The 19,223-nt window shown below is 44.3% G+C and carries 15 protein-coding genes and 1 tRNA gene; 5 read left to right on the top strand and 11 right to left on the bottom strand.

The window, feature by feature from the left end:
* Positions 1–500 precede the first annotated feature (500 nt).
* Positions 501–1,106, top strand: a complete 606-nt coding sequence (locus tag ISX59_RS07455) for a ribonuclease HII (protein WP_005822775.1) — start codon at positions 501–503, stop codon at positions 1,104–1,106.
* Positions 1,107–1,117: 11 nt separating this feature from the next.
* Here the strand turns inward: ISX59_RS07455 and ISX59_RS07450 are convergent, their stop codons facing one another.
* Positions 1,118–2,044, bottom strand: a complete 927-nt coding sequence (locus tag ISX59_RS07450; RefSeq protein ID WP_005779298.1) for a magnesium transporter CorA family protein — start codon at positions 2,042–2,044, stop codon at positions 1,118–1,120.
* Between the two features lie 287 nt (positions 2,045–2,331).
* On the opposite strand from ISX59_RS07450, the gene gpmI reads away from it, so the two are divergent.
* From gpmI to ISX59_RS07435, 3 genes are read left to right on the top strand one after another with little or no spacing between them, the layout of a single operon-like run.
* Positions 2,332–3,846 (top strand): 2,3-bisphosphoglycerate-independent phosphoglycerate mutase, encoded by a 1,515-nt coding sequence (gene gpmI, locus ISX59_RS07445; protein WP_005779296.1) that lies wholly within the window; start codon positions 2,332–2,334, stop codon positions 3,844–3,846.
* A gap of 60 nt (positions 3,847–3,906) precedes the next feature.
* The gene (locus ISX59_RS07440; protein ID WP_005779295.1) at positions 3,907–4,488 is read left to right on the top strand and encodes a DUF3109 family protein; all 582 of its coding nucleotides are present in this window, start codon (positions 3,907–3,909) and stop codon (positions 4,486–4,488) included.
* A complete protein-coding gene (locus ISX59_RS07435) occupies positions 4,485–7,451 on the top strand; it encodes an AsmA family protein (protein ID WP_220575784.1) in 2,967 nt (988 codons plus the stop codon). Before ISX59_RS07440 ends, ISX59_RS07435 begins: the two co-directional genes overlap by 4 nt.
* Positions 7,452–7,546: 95 nt before the next feature.
* Here the strand turns inward: ISX59_RS07435 and gyrB are convergent, their stop codons facing one another.
* The 3 genes from gyrB to ISX59_RS07420 form a co-directional block, all read right to left on the bottom strand.
* Positions 7,547–9,505 (bottom strand): DNA topoisomerase (ATP-hydrolyzing) subunit B, encoded by a 1,959-nt coding sequence (gene gyrB, locus ISX59_RS07430; RefSeq protein WP_005779291.1) that lies wholly within the window; start codon positions 9,503–9,505, stop codon positions 7,547–7,549.
* 180 nt (positions 9,506–9,685) lie between these two features.
* The gene (gene rpsT, locus ISX59_RS07425; RefSeq protein WP_005779290.1) at positions 9,686–9,940 is read right to left on the bottom strand and encodes a 30S ribosomal protein S20; all 255 of its coding nucleotides are present in this window, start codon (positions 9,938–9,940) and stop codon (positions 9,686–9,688) included.
* Between the two features lie 39 nt (positions 9,941–9,979).
* Positions 9,980–10,051: transfer RNA gene (locus ISX59_RS07420), tRNA-Glu, on the bottom strand.
* 298 nt (positions 10,052–10,349) lie between these two features.
* Here ISX59_RS07420 and recO point away from each other — a divergent pair.
* The gene (recO, locus tag ISX59_RS07415; RefSeq protein ID WP_005779289.1) at positions 10,350–11,078 is read left to right on the top strand and encodes a DNA repair protein RecO; all 729 of its coding nucleotides are present in this window, start codon (positions 10,350–10,352) and stop codon (positions 11,076–11,078) included.
* A 164-nt stretch (positions 11,079–11,242) separates the two neighbouring features.
* Here the strand turns inward: recO and ISX59_RS07410 are convergent, their stop codons facing one another.
* The 7 genes from ISX59_RS07410 to ISX59_RS07380 form a co-directional block, all read right to left on the bottom strand.
* Positions 11,243–11,692 (bottom strand): GatB/YqeY domain-containing protein, encoded by a 450-nt coding sequence (locus ISX59_RS07410; RefSeq protein ID WP_005779288.1) that lies wholly within the window; start codon positions 11,690–11,692, stop codon positions 11,243–11,245.
* An 83-nt stretch (positions 11,693–11,775) separates the two neighbouring features.
* Positions 11,776–13,086 carry a cell division protein FtsZ gene (ftsZ, locus tag ISX59_RS07405; protein ID WP_005779287.1) on the bottom strand — a complete coding sequence of 437 codons (1,311 nt, stop codon included), beginning with the start codon at positions 13,084–13,086 and terminating at the stop codon, positions 11,776–11,778.
* Positions 13,087–13,112: 26 nt separating this feature from the next.
* Positions 13,113–14,543: a cell division protein FtsA gene (gene ftsA / locus ISX59_RS07400; RefSeq protein WP_044299847.1), complete on the bottom strand. Its 1,431-nt coding sequence runs from the start codon at positions 14,541–14,543 to the stop codon at positions 13,113–13,115.
* A gap of 76 nt (positions 14,544–14,619) precedes the next feature.
* Positions 14,620–15,360, bottom strand: a complete 741-nt coding sequence (locus ISX59_RS07395; protein WP_032540406.1) for a cell division protein FtsQ/DivIB — start codon at positions 15,358–15,360, stop codon at positions 14,620–14,622.
* 31 nt (positions 15,361–15,391) lie between these two features.
* Positions 15,392–16,786 carry a UDP-N-acetylmuramate--L-alanine ligase gene (gene murC, locus ISX59_RS07390; protein WP_005779282.1) on the bottom strand — a complete coding sequence of 465 codons (1,395 nt, stop codon included), beginning with the start codon at positions 16,784–16,786 and terminating at the stop codon, positions 15,392–15,394.
* Positions 16,783–17,925, bottom strand: coding sequence for an undecaprenyldiphospho-muramoylpentapeptide beta-N-acetylglucosaminyltransferase (gene murG / locus ISX59_RS07385; protein ID WP_044299868.1), 1,143 nt, complete (start codon positions 17,923–17,925; stop codon positions 16,783–16,785). Before murG ends, murC begins: the two co-directional genes overlap by 4 nt.
* Before the next feature lies 1 nt (position 17,926).
* The gene (locus tag ISX59_RS07380; RefSeq protein ID WP_005779278.1) at positions 17,927–19,222 is read right to left on the bottom strand and encodes an FtsW/RodA/SpoVE family cell cycle protein; all 1,296 of its coding nucleotides are present in this window, start codon (positions 19,220–19,222) and stop codon (positions 17,927–17,929) included.
* Between the last annotated feature and the right edge of the window lies 1 nt (position 19,223).

Below are 19,223 nucleotides of genomic sequence, written 5' to 3'. Positions count from 1 at the left end.
TTAATGACCAATTGCTTGTATCATTGTGTGTTAACAAGGTGGAAGATGCGTTTTTAAGGCCGTTTATCTTCCATCTTCCACCCTCTTTCTGGGAGGTTGGTTTAATGTTAAATATCTGGGAGTTAGATAGATGAAACAGCTTTTCTATGGATAAATGTCAGTAATAGCATTTTGCTTTCCTTCATACCTTTAGCGATTATGGTTTGAAGTTTATCCCGGCCCTTGTACCGGGGCTGATGAGCCCGCATACCTGTGCCCATGGGCCCGCATACCCGGGCTTATGAGCCCGGGTATGCGGGCCGGGATAAAGTTACGGTAACAGATGCTTGTTCTCTTATTCTTAATGTGTTATAGATGCTATGACGGATGCTTGCTTTCTTCTTAATCTTTTTGCAGAAAAGGTAGATGCTCCTATTCCGGATAGTAAGATGAGATTCGGTTTGTTCTGTTGTTCATTTCCGTTTAATTGATTACATTTGCCATGTTAAATAAAAGAAACGATGCTCTTACCCTGGTTAAACGAAGAACTGATAGAAGCCGGTTGTGATGAAGCCGGACGTGGTTGTCTGGCGGGTGCGGTTTATGCCGCTGCTGTGATCCTGCCCAAAGATTTTGAGAACGAGTTGTTGAATGACTCCAAGCAGTTGTCCGAGAAACAACGTTATGCTTTGCGCGAAGTGATTGAACGGGAAGCCATCGCTTGGGCAGTCGGCATTGTTTCACCCGAAGAGATTGATAAGATAAACATCCTGAATGCTTCGTTTCTTGCCATGCACCGGGCAGTAGATGGGCTAAAAACCCGTCCTCAGCATCTGCTGATCGATGGAAACCGTTTCAGGAAATATCCCGATATTCCCCACACCACCGTCGTAAAGGGAGACGGCAAGTATCTTTCGATAGCTGCCGCCTCTATTCTTGCAAAAACGTATCGTGACGACTATATGAATGGGCTGCATCAGGAATTTCCATGTTACGGCTGGGACCATAACAAGGGGTATCCGACGAAAAAACACCGTGCGGCTATTGCCGAAAACGGTGTTACTCCTTATCATCGTATGACCTTCAACCTGTTAGGCGATGCACAGCTGGAGTTGTTTCCTAAATAGACGATTCTTTATCAGAACCACTTTATTTTCCTGAAGATAACAAAAGAAAGAGCCGACAGGAGTACGGATATCAGAATAATCAGCATGAAGGCATGAGGCATCTCTTCCAGGTGTATATCCACATTCATGCCATAAAAACTGGCTATTAACGTGGGGATCATCAATGTGATGGAAAGGCTTGTCATGCGTTTCATGATGGCGTTCACATTGTTTGAAATGATAGACGCAAAGGCATCCATCGTCCCTGTGAGAATATCGCTGTAAATGTTGACCGTATTGAACGCCTGCTTCAGTTCAATGATAACGTCTTCCACCAACTCTTCATCCAGAAAGTCGGTATCTTGAAAGATGGTTTTCAGTTTACCGATCATCACTTCGTTGCCGCGGATGGAGGTGTTGAAGTAGACCAGTGTCTTCTGCAACTTCATCAAGCGTAGCAAATCTTCGTTACGGATGCTGCGTTCCAATTCCTTTTCGGCAGCGGTGATGTCAATATTTATCTGTTTCAGGTACTTCAGGAACCAGACTGCCGAGGAATAAATCAGGCGGAAAATCAGATCGAGTTTGTTGCGCACTTCGATTCCTTTCCGGCGGGTATGCTCGATGAAATCCGGAATCATATCCGTCTGATGGTAACATACCGAAACAATGATTTCATTGTTGGTGATGATGCCGATGGGGACGGTGATGTAGGGGAGGCTACTTTGAGTGTTCTGTACCGGTATGCGCAGAATGGTCAGCAGCCAGTTACCTTCGGTTTCCGTTCGCGGGCGTTCATCGGTATCGGCTATATCGTTTAAAAAAGATTCAGGGACTTTCAGCGTTTCGGTCAGGAATTTAAAATCACTGCTGTCCGGGCACACTACGTTGACCCAGCTGTTCGGAAGCCATTGTGCTTTTTCCACAAAGCCGGCTTCACAATAAAGATATGTTCTCATCTTATTGCCTCCTTTCGTTTGTTGATGTCCGAGCAGAGGCATTACCGCAGAATGACTCTGTTCGTGTTAGTTAATACTGTTGCACGTTCGCGGGTTTGAATCGTCCATATTCTGTTTTTTATTTTTAAAGCGGCGCAAAAGTAAGGAAATCATTTCAAATCCACCGCATTTTTTCTTCCTTTTTGTCTGATAGGGAGATAGCTTAACATAGATTAAACGTGTTCGTAATTAACTTTTTTGTACCTTTGCACCCGAAAATCAGAACGACAATTAAATTTTAGAATATTATGAGTAAGAAAGCCCTTTTAATGATTCTTGATGGTTGGGGATTAGGCGACCACGGGAAAGATGACGTAATCTTCAACACTGCTACTCCGTACTGGGATTATCTGATGGAGACCTATCCTCACTCTCAGTTGCAGGCCAGCGGTGAAAACGTAGGTTTGCCCGACGGACAGATGGGTAACTCAGAAGTGGGTCACCTCAATATCGGTGCAGGACGTGTAGTTTATCAGGATTTGGTAAAGATCAATCTCTCTTGCCGTGATAACAGCATCCTGAAGAATCCGGAAATCGTTTCAGCTTTCTCTTATGCAAAAGAAAATGGAAAGAATATCCATTTCATGGGATTGACTTCAGATGGCGGTGTGCACAGTTCTCTGGATCACCTGTTCAAACTTTGTGATATTGCTAAAGAATATAATATTGAGAATACTTTCGTTCATTGCTTTATGGACGGACGTGACACAGACCCGAAAAGCGGTAAAGGCTTTATCGAACAGTTGGAAGCACACTGTGCCAAGTCTACCGGTAAAGTAGCTTCTATTATCGGACGTTACTATGCCATGGACCGTGATAAACGTTGGGAACGTGTGAAAGAGGCATACGACCTGTTGGTAAACGGTATCGGTAAGAAAGCTGCTGACATGGTGCAAGCTATGCAGGAGTCTTACGATGAAGGTGTAACGGATGAGTTCATCAAACCGATTGTGAATGCCAATGTAGACGGTACCATTAAGGAAGGCGATGTCGTTATTTTCTTCAATTACCGTAATGACCGTGCTAAGGAACTGACAGTCGTTTTGACGCAACAGGATATGCCGGAGGCGGGTATGCACACTATTCCCGGGTTGCAGTATTACTGTATGACTCCGTACGACGCTTCGTTCAAAGGTGTACACATTCTCTTCGACAAGGAAAATGTTGCTAACACACTTGGAGAATACCTGGCTGCTAAAGGAATGAAACAGCTTCACATTGCCGAAACAGAGAAATATGCTCACGTAACATTCTTCTTTAACGGCGGTCGCGAAACTCCGTACGATAACGAGGACCGTATCTTGGTTCCGTCTCCGAAAGTTGCCACTTACGACTTGAAACCGGAGATGAGTGCCTATGAAGTAAAAGATAAATTGGTGGCTGCCATCAACGAGAATAAATACGATTTTATCGTTGTGAATTATGCAAATGGTGACATGGTAGGCCATACCGGTATCTACGAAGCCATTGAGAAAGCGGTAGTTGCGGTAGATGCTTGCGTGAAAGATACCATTGAAGCTGCCAAAGCTCAGGGGTACGAGGCTATCATCATTGCTGACCACGGTAATGCTGACCACGCTCTGAATGAAGACGGTACTCCCAATACGGCTCACTCTTTGAATCCTGTACCCTGTGTATATGTGACAGAAAACAAAGATGCAAAGGTAGCAGACGGACGTTTGGCAGATGTGGCTCCTACTATCCTGAAGATTATGGGATTGGAAGCTCCTGCTGAAATGAACGGTCAAGTTTTAATTAAGTAAAAGCCTGATAAACAGATAGGAGGGCGGAGTTCTACTCCGCCTTTTTTATAGGATAGAATTATGATTCAGATAGATGACGTTGTTGTAAGCCTGGATGTGCTTCGCGAAAAGTTTATATGCAACCTGGATGCCTGCAAAGGTGAATGTTGCATTGAAGGAGATGCCGGGGCCCCGGTAGAACTGGAGGAAGTGGAGAAACTGGAGGAAGTGCTTCCGGTCGTTTGGGACGAATTGTCACCCGAGGCGCGTGCCGTGATAGACAAGCAGGGAGTGGTGTATACCGATCCGGATGGCGATCTGGTGACTTCCATTGTGAACGGAAAGGACTGTGTGTTTACCTGTTATGACGAGAAAGGATATTGTTATTGTGCCATCGAGAAAGCATACCGGGAGGGAAAAGTAAATTTCTATAAACCGGTCTCTTGCCATCTGTATCCCATACGGGTAGGTAATTATGGACCTTATAAGGCGGTAAACTACCATCGGTGGGATGTGTGTAAGGCTGCTGTATTGTTGGGCCGGAAAGAGAATGTGCCTGTCTACCGTTTCCTGAAAGAACCGTTGATTCGCAAGTTTGGTCAGGAATGGTATGATGAACTGGAAATTGTGGTAAAAGAGTTACAGGATAGAGGGATGATATGAACAGACAAGTAAAGAAGATACTCAAGATCAGTGGCATCACATTGGGCTCTGTACTCTTGGTGCTGCTTGTAGCCATTGCTTTCGTGATTAATTTTATCGTAACTCCGAAGAAACTGACTCCGGTCGTGCTGGATGCTGCCAATCAGACTCTGAATGCACACTTGGATATGGAAAGCGTAGAATTGACTTTCTTTTCGACTTTCCCACAATTTGGACTGAAAGTTAAGAACGGCTCTCTGGTGTCCAGAACTTTGAATGATAGTAATTGGTGTAAAACCGATTCATTGCTTTCTTTCAAAGAGTGTGTGCTGACTGTAAACCCGGTGGCATATTTGACGGAGAATCGTATTATCGTTCATAATCTCTCTTTGGACGAAGTATCAGTGTATGCCTACCGGGACAAGGCCGGACAGGCAAACTGGGAAGTGACCCGTGCTTCGGCAGATACGATTCCGGAAGATACTGTGTCTGCTGACTTTAATAGCGAAATTGATATCCGGAATATCGAACTTAAACATGCCAATCTCATTTTCGATGACCGGAATACGGATATCTATTCGCGGATAGATGATGCTAATCTGAAGTTGAGACTTTCATTGACAAAAGGTGTTTCTACCCTGGGACTGAAGTTCGACAATAAGAATATACTTTTCTGGCAACAGGGAGAATTGCTGGTCAATAAGATAGCTACTTCTCTTCGGACGGATATTACGGTGGATCGTCAGACTGCTGTCTGGAAACTGAAAGATACGGAGCTTAATGTAAATGGGATTCAATTGGATGTGAACGGGGCATTCCGTCGGGATACTGTGGCAAAAACGATCGGTATGGATCTGGAATATGGCTTGCATGCTCCATCTATGGAGACAGTACTTCGAATGATTCCGAAAGCATATGTGAAAGACAGTAAAGTATCGGCCAAAGGGGAGGTTACTGTCAGTGGCAGGGTGAGAGGTGTGTATGGTGACAAAAAGTTACCGGCTGTGTCATTGAAGATCGGTATTAAAGAGGCTTCGGCACAATACAAGGGTTTGCCGTATGGCATTGATGAGGTGACGGCGGATTTTGATGCGTATGTCGATCTGATGCGTCATCAGCCTTCTTATCTGAATCTGAAAATCTTCCACTTTAAGGGGGCGCATACCGAAGTACTGGCCGATGCGAAAGTAGACGACTTGTTGAACGATCCGTTGATCACTTTTCATACCAAGTCGACCGTTGACCTGGATGCACTTGCCAAAACCTTTCCGTTACAGGAAAGTGTGACGATCCGGGGTAAACTGGATGCGGATATGGGAATGAAGTGTCGTCTTTCTACTTTGAAGAAGCAGGACATCGGACGTATGAAGTTGGGAGGCAAGCTCGAACTGAATGATTTCGAATTGAAAGATACTGCTAAAGATTTCAACTTCCTGGGTAATGCGACTTTCCGTTTCCGTGATAACGAGACTCTGCAGGCTCAGGTGGATATCCGGAAACTGGTGTTGAGAAGCCGTTTGCTTTCTTCTGATATTGAACGGTTGGTTGCCAACGTAACTTCTACTAATCCGCAGGATACTACCCGTATCGTTTCTGTGCAGTGCGATATGGAAGTAAGTAAACTTCATGCTTCGATGGGAGATTCGATAAAGTTATACAGTGCCCGTGCTAAGGCCCAAGCGGCTTTGGAACCTCAGGAAGCGGATGTAACAAAGCCGGCGGTTGATTTCTCGCTTCGTGCCGATTCGCTTTTCTTCAGTGCGGCGGAGACTCGTATGGCTATGAATGTGGCCGGTATCAAGATGAAAGCTGAGAAATTGAATGACTCTTTGTGGGTGCCTAAGGGAATCGTTGGTTTCGACCGTTTGCGTTTCCGTACACCGGAGTTCGGATTGCCCATCCGTATGGCAAAGACAGCGGTAACAGTCGATGGGCCGAAAATCAGGCTGAAGAATGCTTCTGTCCGTATCGGACGTTCTGACATGACGGCTACCGGTGATATGGAGGGCGTTTACAGGGCTATGACGAAAGGCGAGAAGCTGACAGCGCATTTATCCCTTACTTCCAATCTGATAGATTGCAATCAATTAATTAATTCATTGTCTTTCCCTCAGGACACTACGGAAGTGCTTACCGACAGTGTACCTTCGGAGATGAAGTTATTCGTGATTCCCCGAAACATAGATTTTGAACTGCAGACAGATTTGAAAAAGGTAGTTTTTGAAAAAATGCTTTTTGAAAATGTGCATGGTGCGGTGGATATTAAAAATCAGGCCATACATCTGGAAGACCTTTCGATGCGCGCTCTCGATGCGGATATGAAAGCGGTAATGGTTTATAAGGCCAGTAGCCCGCGTAGTGGATATGCCGGTTTCGATTTCAAAATCCGGAATATCAATATTGCAAAGCTGGTTGATTTCGTGCCTTCACTCGACACGATAGTGCCCATGCTCCGTTCTTTTAAAGGGCGTGTTATGTTTGATGTGGCAGCCGATGCCCGCTTGGATTCGGCTATGAATATCCGTATCCCGACTTTGCGCTCGGCTATTCATATCAAAGGGGACAGTCTGGTTCTGATGGATGGAGAAACCTTTGCTGAGATTTCGAAGATGTTGATGTTTAAGAATAAGAAGGAAAATGTATTCGACAGTATTTCTGTCAATGTGACGGTACATGACGGTAATGTGACCGTTTATCCGTTCCTCGTAGAGATAGACCGTTATAAAGCGGCTATCGGCGGTGAACAAGGACTGGATATGAATTTTAATTATCATATTTCCATTCTTAAATCGCCATTGCCGTTTAAAGCCGGAGTAAATATTACGGGTAATCTGGATAAAATGAAATTCCGCATTGGCAAGGCTAAGTATAAAGATGCGGTTACTCCCGCTGCCGTGCATCGGGTGGACAGTACCCGTGTGAATATGGGTAACGAGATTGTTAACCGCTTCCGGAGAGTAATTACCGGACGAAGGCCCAGATAAAAAGATAATCAAAGAAAAGCGCCGGTCCGAAGGATTTTCCTTCAGTACCGGCGCTTCTTCGTTGTAAGATGTGAGGTTGGTGTTTATATTACGAATTATGCATCGATATTTGCATACGTTGCATTCTCTTCTATGAATTCGCGGCGTGGTCCTACATCTTCACCCATTAACATGGAAAAGATATAATCGGCTTCTGCTGCGTTGTCAATATTAACTTGTTTCAGCATACGGTTTTCAGGGTCCATGGTTGTTTCCCACAACTGTTGGGCGTTCATTTCACCCAAACCTTTGTAACGTTGTGTATGAATTGCATTTTCCGAACCGCCACCGTAAGTGTCGATAAACTTCTGGCGTTGTGCATCTGTCCAGCAATACTCTTCTACTTTACCTTTTTTGCAGAGATAGAGTGGGGGAGTTGCGATATAGAGATACCCATTCTGTATGATTTGCGGCATATACCGGAAGAAGAAGGTCATGATCAGTGTGTCGATGTGTGAACCATCGACGTCGGCATCGGTCATGATGATGATCTTGTGATAGCGCAACTTATCGATATTGGCAGCCTTACTGTCTTCTTCAGTGCCGATGGTAACGCCTAAGGCGGTGTAGATATTGCGTATTTCTTCACTCTCAAGAGCTTTGTGATACATTGCTTTCTCTACGTTCAGAATCTTACCGCGTAGTGGAAGGATGGCTTGGAATGCACGGTTACGGCCTTGTTTGGCTGTACCGCCTGCTGAATCTCCCTCGACGAGGAACAATTCGCACTTTTGCGGGTCTTTATCCGAACAGTCAGCCAGTTTTCCCGGTAGCCCGCCTCCTGACATGGGGGATTTGCGTTGAACCATTTCACGTGCTTTACGTGCAGCGTGGCGGGCAGTGGCAGCCAGAATCACCTTGTCTACAATGGCTTTTGCTTCTTTCGGGTGTTCTTCCAGATAATAGTTCAGTACTTCACCTACAGCCTGGTCGACAGCACCCATCACTTCGTTGTTTCCCAACTTGGTTTTAGTCTGTCCTTCAAATTGAGGTTCAGCAACTTTTACAGAGATCACGGCTGTAAGTCCTTCACGGAAGTCATCACCGGAGATTTCTATTTTGACCTTTTCCAGCATTTTGCTGTCTTCTGCATACTTTTTCAGTGTACGGGTCAAGGCACGGCGGAAACCTGCCAGATGCGTACCGCCTTCTATTGTATTGATATTATTGACATACGAGTGGATATTCTCAGAGAATCCGGTATTATACATGATAGCTACCTCGATGGGGATGTTCTGCTTCTCCGTGTTCAAATAGATCACATCGTTAATCAAGTGTTCGCGTGACGATTCTATGAAGCGTACGAACTCTCTTAAACCTTCTTCCGAGTAGAAAGTTTCGTGTTTGAAGCTACCGTCTTCGTTTATTACACGTCGGTCTGTCAGTGAGATGCGTAATCCCGCATTCAAGTAAGCCAGCTCACGTAAGCGTGAGGCTAGAATCTTGTAGTCATAGACTGTTTCGGTAAAGATACTGTCGTCAGGCCAGAATTGTTGTTTGGTTCCTGTATGGTCGGCTGTTCCTACTTCTTTGACTGCATAAAGGGGCTTGCCGATTTCGTATTCCTGCTGGTAGATTTTACCGTTACGGAATACCTGGGTGGTCATGTGGGTAGACAATGCATTTACACAAGACATACCGACACCGTGCAAACCTCCGGATACTTTATACGAGCCTTTATCGAATTTACCTCCGGCATGTAGCACAGTCATGGCAACTTCAAGGGCAGATTTCTGCTCTTTTTCGTGGAAATCTACGGGGATACCACGGCCATTGTCCTGTACGGTGATAGAGTTATCTTCGTTGATAGTTACTTCGATATGGTCGCAATAACCAGCCAATGCTTCGTCGATAGAGTTGTCGACAATTTCATATACCAAGTGATGAAGTCCCTTTACGCTGATGTCACCAATGTACATCGCAGGGCGTTTTCTAACTGCTTCAAGTCCTTCCAATACTTGGATACTATCTGCTGAATAAGACCCGTTATTGGTGGGATTCTGTTCTTCGCTCATAATTTGATTCCTAATTATAATAACAGAGCAAATATAGTGAAAATATCTGAGTTAGAGAAGAATGAAGAGTGAAAAAAGAAGAATTTAAAGTAAACCGGATGGGATGGTTTTAAACATGAAAAGCCGAACTAAAAAGTTCGGCTCTCAATATTGTATAGAGTCTGTTATAAGTCTTATTTCTTAAGCAAGCTTATTGATGTAAATAGCCAACTTAGATTTCAAGTTGTTAGCTTTATTCTTATGAATAACATTTGTTTTAGCTAACTTGTCTACCATCTTAGTGATGCTTGGGTACATAGCAGTTGCTTCTGCTTTGTCAGTAGTTGAACGAAGTTTTCTAACAGCATTTCTCATGGTTTTACCATAATATCTGTTGCGAAGTCTTCTGCTTTCTTCTTGTCTGATTCTCTTGATTGATGATTTATGATTTGCCATCTCGACTAATCTGTTTTAATTCGTTTATTTTTTTAATTGTAGCCCGTGGGGGAATCGAACCCCCCTTTCAAGAATGAAAATCTTGCGTCCTAACCGATAGACGAACGGGCCATCCTGTATTGAGCATTTCTGCTCTTTTTGTTTCGCTTTGCTTTCGTTCTGTATCGTTGTTTCCCGATTGCGAGTGCAAAGGTAGGCCTTTTTTTGAAACTACCAAACTATTTGCAGAAAAAAAATCTAATTATTTTTGATAGATATATTGTTTTTCTTTGTTTATTTATTGATAATCAGTGATATGTGTTCTTTTTGCGTTTTGTTCGGGATATGAACTTTTTTTTGAGATAGGAGTCTTTGATTGTCTATTCACACTTTTTTCGTAGCTTTGTTACCCGAAAGAAAAGTTAGAGATATGCTGCAAAAAACAGTTGGAATCGTTCTTCATATACTAAAGTATAACGATACTTCAAATATCGTTGAGATGTATACTGAGCTTTCAGGACGTGCATCTTTTCTGGTTGCTGTGCCACGCTCTAAGAAGGCTGCTGTCAAATCAGTACTATTCCAGCCGTTGGCGCTGATTGAGTTTGAGGCAGATTATCGGCCGAATACTTCGCTTTTCAGAATTAAGGAAGCTAAATCCTTTAGTCCGTTCGCCTCCATTCCTTATGATCCTTTTAAATCGGCTATAGCTCTTTTCCTTGCGGAATTTCTTTATCGTGCCATTCGCGAAGAGGCGGAGAACCGCCCATTGTTTGCCTATTTACAGCATTCTATCTTGTGGTTGGATGCTTGTAAGATTAGCTTTGCCAACTTTCATCTGGTGTTTCTGATGCGTCTTTCCCGCTTTCTGGGATTGTACCCCAATCTGGATGATTATCATACGGGTGACTATTTTGATATGTTGAATGCTAACTTTACTTCGGTTCGTCCTCAACTTCATTCTTGCTATATCCAGCCTGATGAAGCTGGGAGATTACTGCAATTGATGCGTATGAACTATGAAACAATGCACCTTTTCGGAATGAACCGTACGGAAAGGGCCCGATGCCTGGCTATTATTAATGAGTATTACCGGTTACATCTTCCTGATTTTCCTGTACTGAAATCATTGGATGTATTGAAGGAATTATTTGATTAGTATCTCTTGCCCATTTCTGTGTACTTCATTTGGCTTTGGTAATCCGTGTCTGTAAACAAGATACCCCCGGATGTAACTCTGTGTACATTCGGGGGTAGATTTCTTTTAAAAGAGAGTATAGCTATCGTGTAGCTTCTCTTATAAGCAGGATTTATACGTTGAGATTATCCCAACAACTCTTTTACTTTAGTTGAAATAGCGCGTCCTTCGGCCAATCCGGCAAGTTTCTTGGAGGCTACTCCCATTACCTTTCCCATATCTTTACCACTGGTAGCACCTACTTCAGCAATAATCTCTTTCAGTGCAGTTTCCAGTTCTTCGGCAGTCATTTGTTTCGGTAAATAGGTTTCCATGACTTGTACTTGTGCCAATTCTGCATCGGCTAAGTCCTGACGACCCTGTCCTATATATATTTCTGCAGCATCTTTACCTTGTTTTACCAGTTTTTGCACGATTTTCAGTGCATCTGCGTCTGTAAGGATGTCATTGGCTCCCGGAGCAGTTTTAGCTTCCAGAAAGAACTTCTTTACATTTCTAAGGGTTTCAAGGGCTACTTTATCTTTCGCTTTCATTGCGTTTTTAATGTCTTCGCTGACTCTTTCGAATAAATCCATGATGTTATGTTATATTATGATTTAACGATTTATGGTTTATAATTGGTAAATCCGGGTTAATGATCGATATATTTAGCTATTTATTAAAATGTGATAACTCCACTGTCATCTATAGCTTCTTCAGTAGCTATCTCTTCTTCCAATGCGGCTTTTGCTTTGATCTTACCCAAAGTCGTTTTGTCGCGAAGGTAAGTAGGAGAGTCTTCTACCATGGCGATGATATCATCATTGTCCAGATCTTCCGGATTGAAGAGATAGATATGACGGCGTTTCCGCAGGTTGCGTGTTCCGATGCCACTGGCACTTTCACCATATGCTTTACGAATGCGCTCTTTGTTCTTTTCCTTCTCTTCTTCCAGCTGCAACTGACGTTCTTCTTCTTCCTGGCTGCGTTTCTCGTGTAGGTCGTCCATACCTGGTACGTCTTCCACACCGAAACCGGTAGCAAGCACAGTGATCTTCACTTTCGTATCCAGTGAGGTATCCATAGCCACACCCCAGATCACTTCTACACCTTCGCGGAATTTGCTCATAAACTCGTGCACTTCATTCATTTCCTCCATCATCAGTTCGGAAGCAGGACAGAACGAAACATTCAGCATGACTTTCTTCGCATTGAAGATGTCATTGTTATTGAGTAACGGTGAATGGAGTGCGTCGTCGATTGCTTTGGTTACGCGGTTTTCTCCTTCACCGAATCCGGTACTCATGATGGCTACACCACCGTCTTTGAGGATTGTTTTCACATCAGCGAAGTCCAGGTTTACCGTACCCCGCATGGTGATGATTTCGGCAATACTTTTGGCTGCGATTGACAGTGTGTCATCTGCCTTGCCGAATGCGTTCATAAAGGTAAGGTCGGAATAAATTTCACGCAGGCGTTCGTTATTGATCACCAACAAAGCGTCTACATGTTGGGCAATGCGTTCTACTCCATCCAGAGCCTGGATAATTTTCTTTTCGCCTTCAAAGATAAAAGGGATGGTAACGATTCCGACAGTCAGGATATCCATCTCTTTAGCGATACGGGCGATGACGGGGGCTGCTCCGGTTCCGGTACCTCCGCCCATTCCGGCAGTGATAAATACCATCTTGGTACCATCATTCAGCAGGTTTTTTATGTCTTCGATGCTCTCTTCGGCAGCATCACGTGCACGCTCCGGACGGTTTCCGGCACCGAGTCCTTGCGTGATGGAACGTCCCAGTTGCAGTTTGACCGGTACAGGAGACTCAGCCAATGCCTGGTTGTCGGTATTGCAGAGAACGAATGTCACGTCGTGTATGCCTTCCCGGTACATGTGGTTGACGGCGTTACCTCCACCACCTCCTACACCAATCACTTTAATGATTTTCGGCGAATCTGTAGGGAAATCGAATTGTACTATCTCGTCCATATTATATTGTATTATGAATTATCACTTTATTTCATATCTTCATCGGAGAAAATCTCATTAGAAAGTTTGTCGAAAGTCGATTTAAACCAATTCGGTTTGTTTCTTCTTTCTTCTTCTCTTCTTTTTTTCTCCTCCAGTTTACGTTGCTTTTCTTCTTCTTTCCGTCTTTTTTCCTCTTCCTCTTTTTTCTTTTTGGCAGCACGTGCAGCGGCTTCCTGTTCTTTCAGGCTCTCATCTTCTTCAAACATATTCACCGGTTCGGGTTGAGGCTGAGGTTGTACATGCGGCTGGGGAGCAGGTGTCTCTTGCAGGCAACAGTTTTCATTGCCGGCAGCAAGCAGTCCGAATAAGGTGTTCTGTGTACCGTCTTTTTTCACAACATCTTCGTCTGCATGAATGGTGTTGCGTACGAATCGTGCGCTTCTCACCTTTTCTATCTTACTTCGTTTGCGGAGAGCTTCGTCCAGGTTTTTCAGATTGGAGGCTCCTCCTGTAATGATAAGTCCGGCCAACAGTTTATCATCATACCCTGAAAGTTGAATCTGATTCCATACGTTTCCGATAATTTCTTCAGTACGCGCCTCGATGATATTGTTCAGTTTGCCGAGTTCTACGGTTCTACCTCCTTCTTCCAGTTGGCAGGTAGCAGGTTCTTCGCCTTCTTCCTCTTCGTAAAAGGCGTTACCATATCTGATTTTCAGGCGTTCGCCTTCTTCCTCTTCTATCTGAAGGGAAACGAGATCATGAGTAATGCTGTTTCCTCCTAATGGCAGTACGGTAAGGAATCGGAGAATGTTATTCTTATAGATGGAAATAGTCGATGTGTCGGCTCCGAAATCAATCAGTGCACAGCCGGAACGTCTCTCACTTTCCGTCAGCACTGCATCTGCAGTAACCAGCGGGGAGATCAATAAATCTGCTATTTCAATTTTAGCTTGTTCGAAACAGCGTTCCAGGTTTTTCTTGAGCGAAGCACGTGCCACAATGTTCAGAAAGCGTCCTTCAATATGGCTTCCTGCCACACCGACGGGATCTGCCTGGAGATTGTTTCCAATTTTGTATTCTTGCGGAGCAACGTCCAGTATATCCATATCGATCAGTGGTATCTCAAGATTTTCATCACAGATGGAGTCGACTAATTCCTGAGAGATAATGGTCTCCTCCTCAAGATCGCGACTAACTACATTGCGTACCGTACGGAGCGATTGCCCCCCGATACCCACATAGATCTTGGCAATTGAGTTGTTGAGAGCACCCTCCAGCTTATTGATGATGGAGGTCAGGCTTTGTGCCGTTTTATCCAGATTGTAAATCACTCCTTTCCGGATGAATGAAGACGAATCCTCCCTGGCATAAGCTAATACCTGTATGCTTCCATCACTATTCTTCTTTCCGGCTATACCGGCTATTTTCGATGAACCCAGTTCAATAGCGGCGATAAAATCTGTTGTTGCCATATAAAATTCTATTTTATTCCCTTTTGTATTATAGACTCATCTCTTTAACACAAAGGTACGTTTAGCTGTTTACGAATTATTGTTTCTTTTTTGTGCAGATAATCTGATTACCGAATTCCAGGCTGATGCGTGAATATTTGTTCCATCCCACCTGGTTCAGCCCTTTTTCGTAAAAGGTCTTCAATCGTCCCAGTTTATCCTCAAAATGTTCTAACTTGCCCAGATAGATAATATGATTACCTACACGGGGAATCAATTCGATCTCTTTCCCGGGGAGCACGTTTATTTGCACAATCTGGGCTTCCCAGAACGGATTGTTTTGCAAAAATACACCAAACTTATATAAATCCTTCATTGCAAACGACTTTTCTACATTTCCGGTGACAATTGCCCGGTGTGCTACGCATTTTGCAGCGGGAGGCATCACTTTACCTTTGTTATCCAGATAGTAGTTTTCACCATTGTTGCTCATGATGCGGAGAATCGGTACACGTTGTGTCACTTCCACGCAAAGTTTGCCGCTTGGAGTTTTATAGCATTGTGCTTCATTGATCAGCGGATGCTTGTTCAACTCTTTTTCCAGCGTTTTGGTGTGAATGCGGTCCATTTTCTTTCCAACGGGATAAATGCCTTTCTTTTGCAGGATGGCAGCTACCTCGTTTTTAGTGACGAAACCGGCATTGAGCGTATCCTTTATTACTAATTCCATGTCGCGGCAGACCTGATGGGCAGGTTTGCTGTTGAATACTGTCACAGCCGCTACGAGATAGGCTATGAGAAGTAACATGACGATGGTCAGAAGGATTCTTTTTATCATGAGGAAATTTATTGTTTTGACGATTTACAAATTAATTGTCCGATGGAGTTATCCTTCGGGTCAATAGTTCACAAATATCCGGGACATAGCTATCTATGTCTCCTGCTCCCAACGTGATCAACACCTCGATATGCTTCGTTTTCAGCACATCGAGTATTTCCTCTTTCTTACACATGCTTTTTTCAATACCCGGACGTAGGTTATCATATATCAGTTGACTGGTTACCCCTGGAATAGGCTGTTCGCGCGCCGGATAGATATCTACCAGTATTACTTCGTCGAGTAGCGACAAACTATCGGCAAAGTCTTTATAGAAGTCCCGTGTACGGGTATAGAGGTGTGGCTGAAAAACAGCGGTGATCTTTTTATCCCGGTAGAGTTCACGCATGGACATCACACTCTGTTTGATTTCGGAGGGATGATGAGCGTAGTCACTCAGGAACACGATCTGGTCGTTTTTGATCTTGAAGTCGAATCGACGGTCCACACCTCGGAAACTTGCCATTCCTTGTTTGATTTCTTCGGCGGTCACTCCATTGAGATAGGCAAGTGCCATGGCAGCGACTCCATTCTCTATATTGATACTTACGGGCACTCCCAGCTGAATGTTGTCGATGCGAATATCCGGTCCTATAAAATCGATGAAGATTTCTCCGTTTCCAATGCGAATGTTTTCAGCATGGAAGTCTCCTTTATCGCGTGAATAGGTGTAAATCTTGACACCCTCTTGCACTTTAGGCTGAAGAGAAATGCCTTCGCGGATGATCAGTGCCCCTCCCGGCTGGATTAATGTGGTATAGTGCTCAAAGCTTTCCAGATAAGCCTGTTCGGTTCCATAAATATCCAGATGATCCGGATCGGTTGCGGTAATGACAGACATATATGGAGACAGCCAGTGGAATGAACGGTCGAATTCGTCAGCTTCGATTACGGTATACGGACTGCTTGGAGAGAGTAACAGATTCGTTCCATAATTTTTGGAAATACCTCCCAAAAAGGCAGTGCAGCCTATATGCGAGTGATGAAGCAGATGGGCCGTCATCGTTGATGTAGTGGTTTTACCATGTGTACCGGCTACACAAAGCCCTTTACTGGAATGGGTGATGGTGCCTAATACTTGTGCACGTTTTTGTATTTCGAATCCGTTGTCACGGAAGTAGGTCAATTCGGCATGTTCCTGAGGTACGGCAGGAGTTAAAACGACCAGTGTCGTGGCCGGGTCTTTACAGGCATCCGGGATAAGATTGATATTTTCTTCGTAATGAATCTGTGCTCCTTCTTCTATAAGGTGTTGAGTCAGTTCACTGGGGGTACGGTCATAGCCTGCCACTACCTTCCCTTTAGAAAGGAAATAGCGTACGAGGGCACTCATTCCGATACCTCCTGCACCGACAAAATATACAGATTGAATAGTTTCTATGTTCATGGCTGTTGTGCTAATTTTATAACTTCTTTTGCTATCACGATGGCAGAATCTGGTAGGGCCAGGTGAGCGATGTTTTCACTAAGTTCTTTTAGTTTTCCGGAATCTGCTATGGTTTCTAATGCCACGGATAATAATTTCTCTTCCGCTTCTGCGTCCTTTACGTAGATGGCAGCTCGTTTGTTCACCAATGCCAATGCATTTTTGGTTTGGTGATCTTCTGCTACGTTGGGAGACGGAACCAGGATAACTGCTTTATTCAACAGGCAGAATTCGGAAATGGAGCCGGCACCTGCACGCGAAATAACCAAGTCGGCAGCAGCATAAGCGGCAGCCATATCTTTAATGAAGTCTGTCACATACAGATTAGGAATGTTTCCGGCAACTTTTACGGCTTCCGTTACTTGCTGGTAATAGATTTTTCCTGTTTGCCAGATGAATTGTACATTTTTAGTCTGACGAATCAGCTGCAATCCGGCAATCAATGTATTATTGATTGTGCGGGCGCCCAGGCTTCCCCCCAGAATCAGAATGGTTTTCTTCTCCGGATCCAGTCCGAAAGAGCGAATAGCTTGTTTTTGTTCCGGCTTCTCCGTTAACAGATTCTGACGTACCGGGTTGCCTGTCATAATGATTTTGCTGCCCGGAAAGAATTTTTCCATCCCATCATATGCTACACAGATTTTCCGTGCTTTCTTTGCCAATAGTTTGTTGGTTACTCCGGCATATGAGTTTTGCTCCTGTATTAAGGTGGGTACACCCATCATTCCGGCCATTTTTAATGTCGGACCGCTTGCATATCCGCCTACTCCTACTGCTACCTGTGGACGGAACTGACGGATAATGCTGCGCGCTTTCCATTGGCTGCGTGCCAATTTCAGTAATACGGCAACATTTTTCCACAAATGTTTGCGATCGAATCCTGCTACGGGTAATCCGATGATCTGATAGCCTGCATCCGGTACTCGTTGCATCTCCATTCTTCCTTCGGCTCCTACAAACAGGATTTGTGCATCGGGACGTAATTCTTTTATGGCGTTTGCAATGGATACAGCCGGAAAAATATGTCCTCCGGTACCACCGCCACTGATGATGATCCTTAAAGTGTCATCCCGTCCCTCTTTATTATTTTCCTTATTCATATCACTCTTCAAATTTAGCATCACTGTTTAAGACTTCCGCTGTAGGCTCAGCTGCTGTTTGGGCTTCGCTTGCAACGGTTTCACTCCCTTCTTCTCCGGTAAGGAGGGGAGCGGGATTATCTTTTTTCTCTTCCAGATAAGCGGTATAACGGCTGACACTCAATATCATTCCGATATAGGCGCAGTTGATCAGGGTACTTGTACCTCCTTTACTGATTAGTGGTAAGGGCTGTCCTGTGACAGGAAACAAACCGACAGCTACCATCATGTTCAATATGGCTTGTGATACCAGCATCAAGGCGATTCCCATGACAAGGAATGCCGGAAATGTACGTTCACATTTCTGGGCGATTCGGCCTGTTCGAACCAACAGCCAGATGTAGAGAATAACCACAAAGGCTCCTCCTACCAGCCCCAACTCTTCAATGATAATGGCAAAAATGAAATCGGAGAATGCCTGACTTAGGAAATCGCGTTGAATCGAGTTTCCCGGAGCTTTACCTATCACGTTACTGGTAGCAATGGCTATACGTGCATGGGCTATCTGGGCATCTTTGTCAATATCGAACTTTGCAGCCGGTACTTCCTCTTTCTCAGTGAAGTTGGTGATACGGCTTTTCCAGGTATCAAAGCGGTGGAGGAACGGAATGTCGGTGTCTTTAGGTATGGCCAGCAGGAAGATTACTCCCAGACACCCAGCCAGTGCCAGTCCGCCTAATAACATAGCTAACTTTTTGAAGGCGACACGCCCGATGAACATCATCAATACTACGACCCCGAACAGCAGCATAGCTGTCGAAAGATTTTCCGGAGCAATGAGCATGCACACCAGTCCGGTCAGTATCATTATATATTTAAAGGCTTTCGGATTGGCTCCTTCATCATCCTGTTTTTTAGAAAGAATAAAGGAAACCGCAATGATTACTGCCATCTTGGCCAGTTCCGAAGGTTGAAACTGTAATCCCATAAAACTCATCCAGCGGGCGGCCCCATTTACACGGTCGCCTGTGATGACTCCCATCAATGTGACGAAAGCTAACAACACTACCGAAATGGGGTACAGGAAGACCGGGAACACCTGAAACCATTTATAAGGGATGTTGTGCATCAAAACCACCACGATTGCACCGATCATCAGGATGATGGAATGCTGTGTGATGGGTCCCCAGTGATCACCACTTTTATAAGTCAGTGTACTGGCAGCACTAAACACCTCTATAATAGAGATGAGGCAGAGGCAAAGGAAAATGATCCAGATTACCTTATCACCTTTGAATATGTTCTTTAATAAATCCACG

The sequence above is a fragment of the Bacteroides sp. FSHCM14E1 genome (genome assembly GCF_019633785.1).
Taxonomy (GTDB): Bacteria; Bacteroidota; Bacteroidia; order Bacteroidales; family Bacteroidaceae; genus Bacteroides; species Bacteroides hominis.
This window is presented reverse-complemented; position numbering and strand designations above follow the sequence as displayed.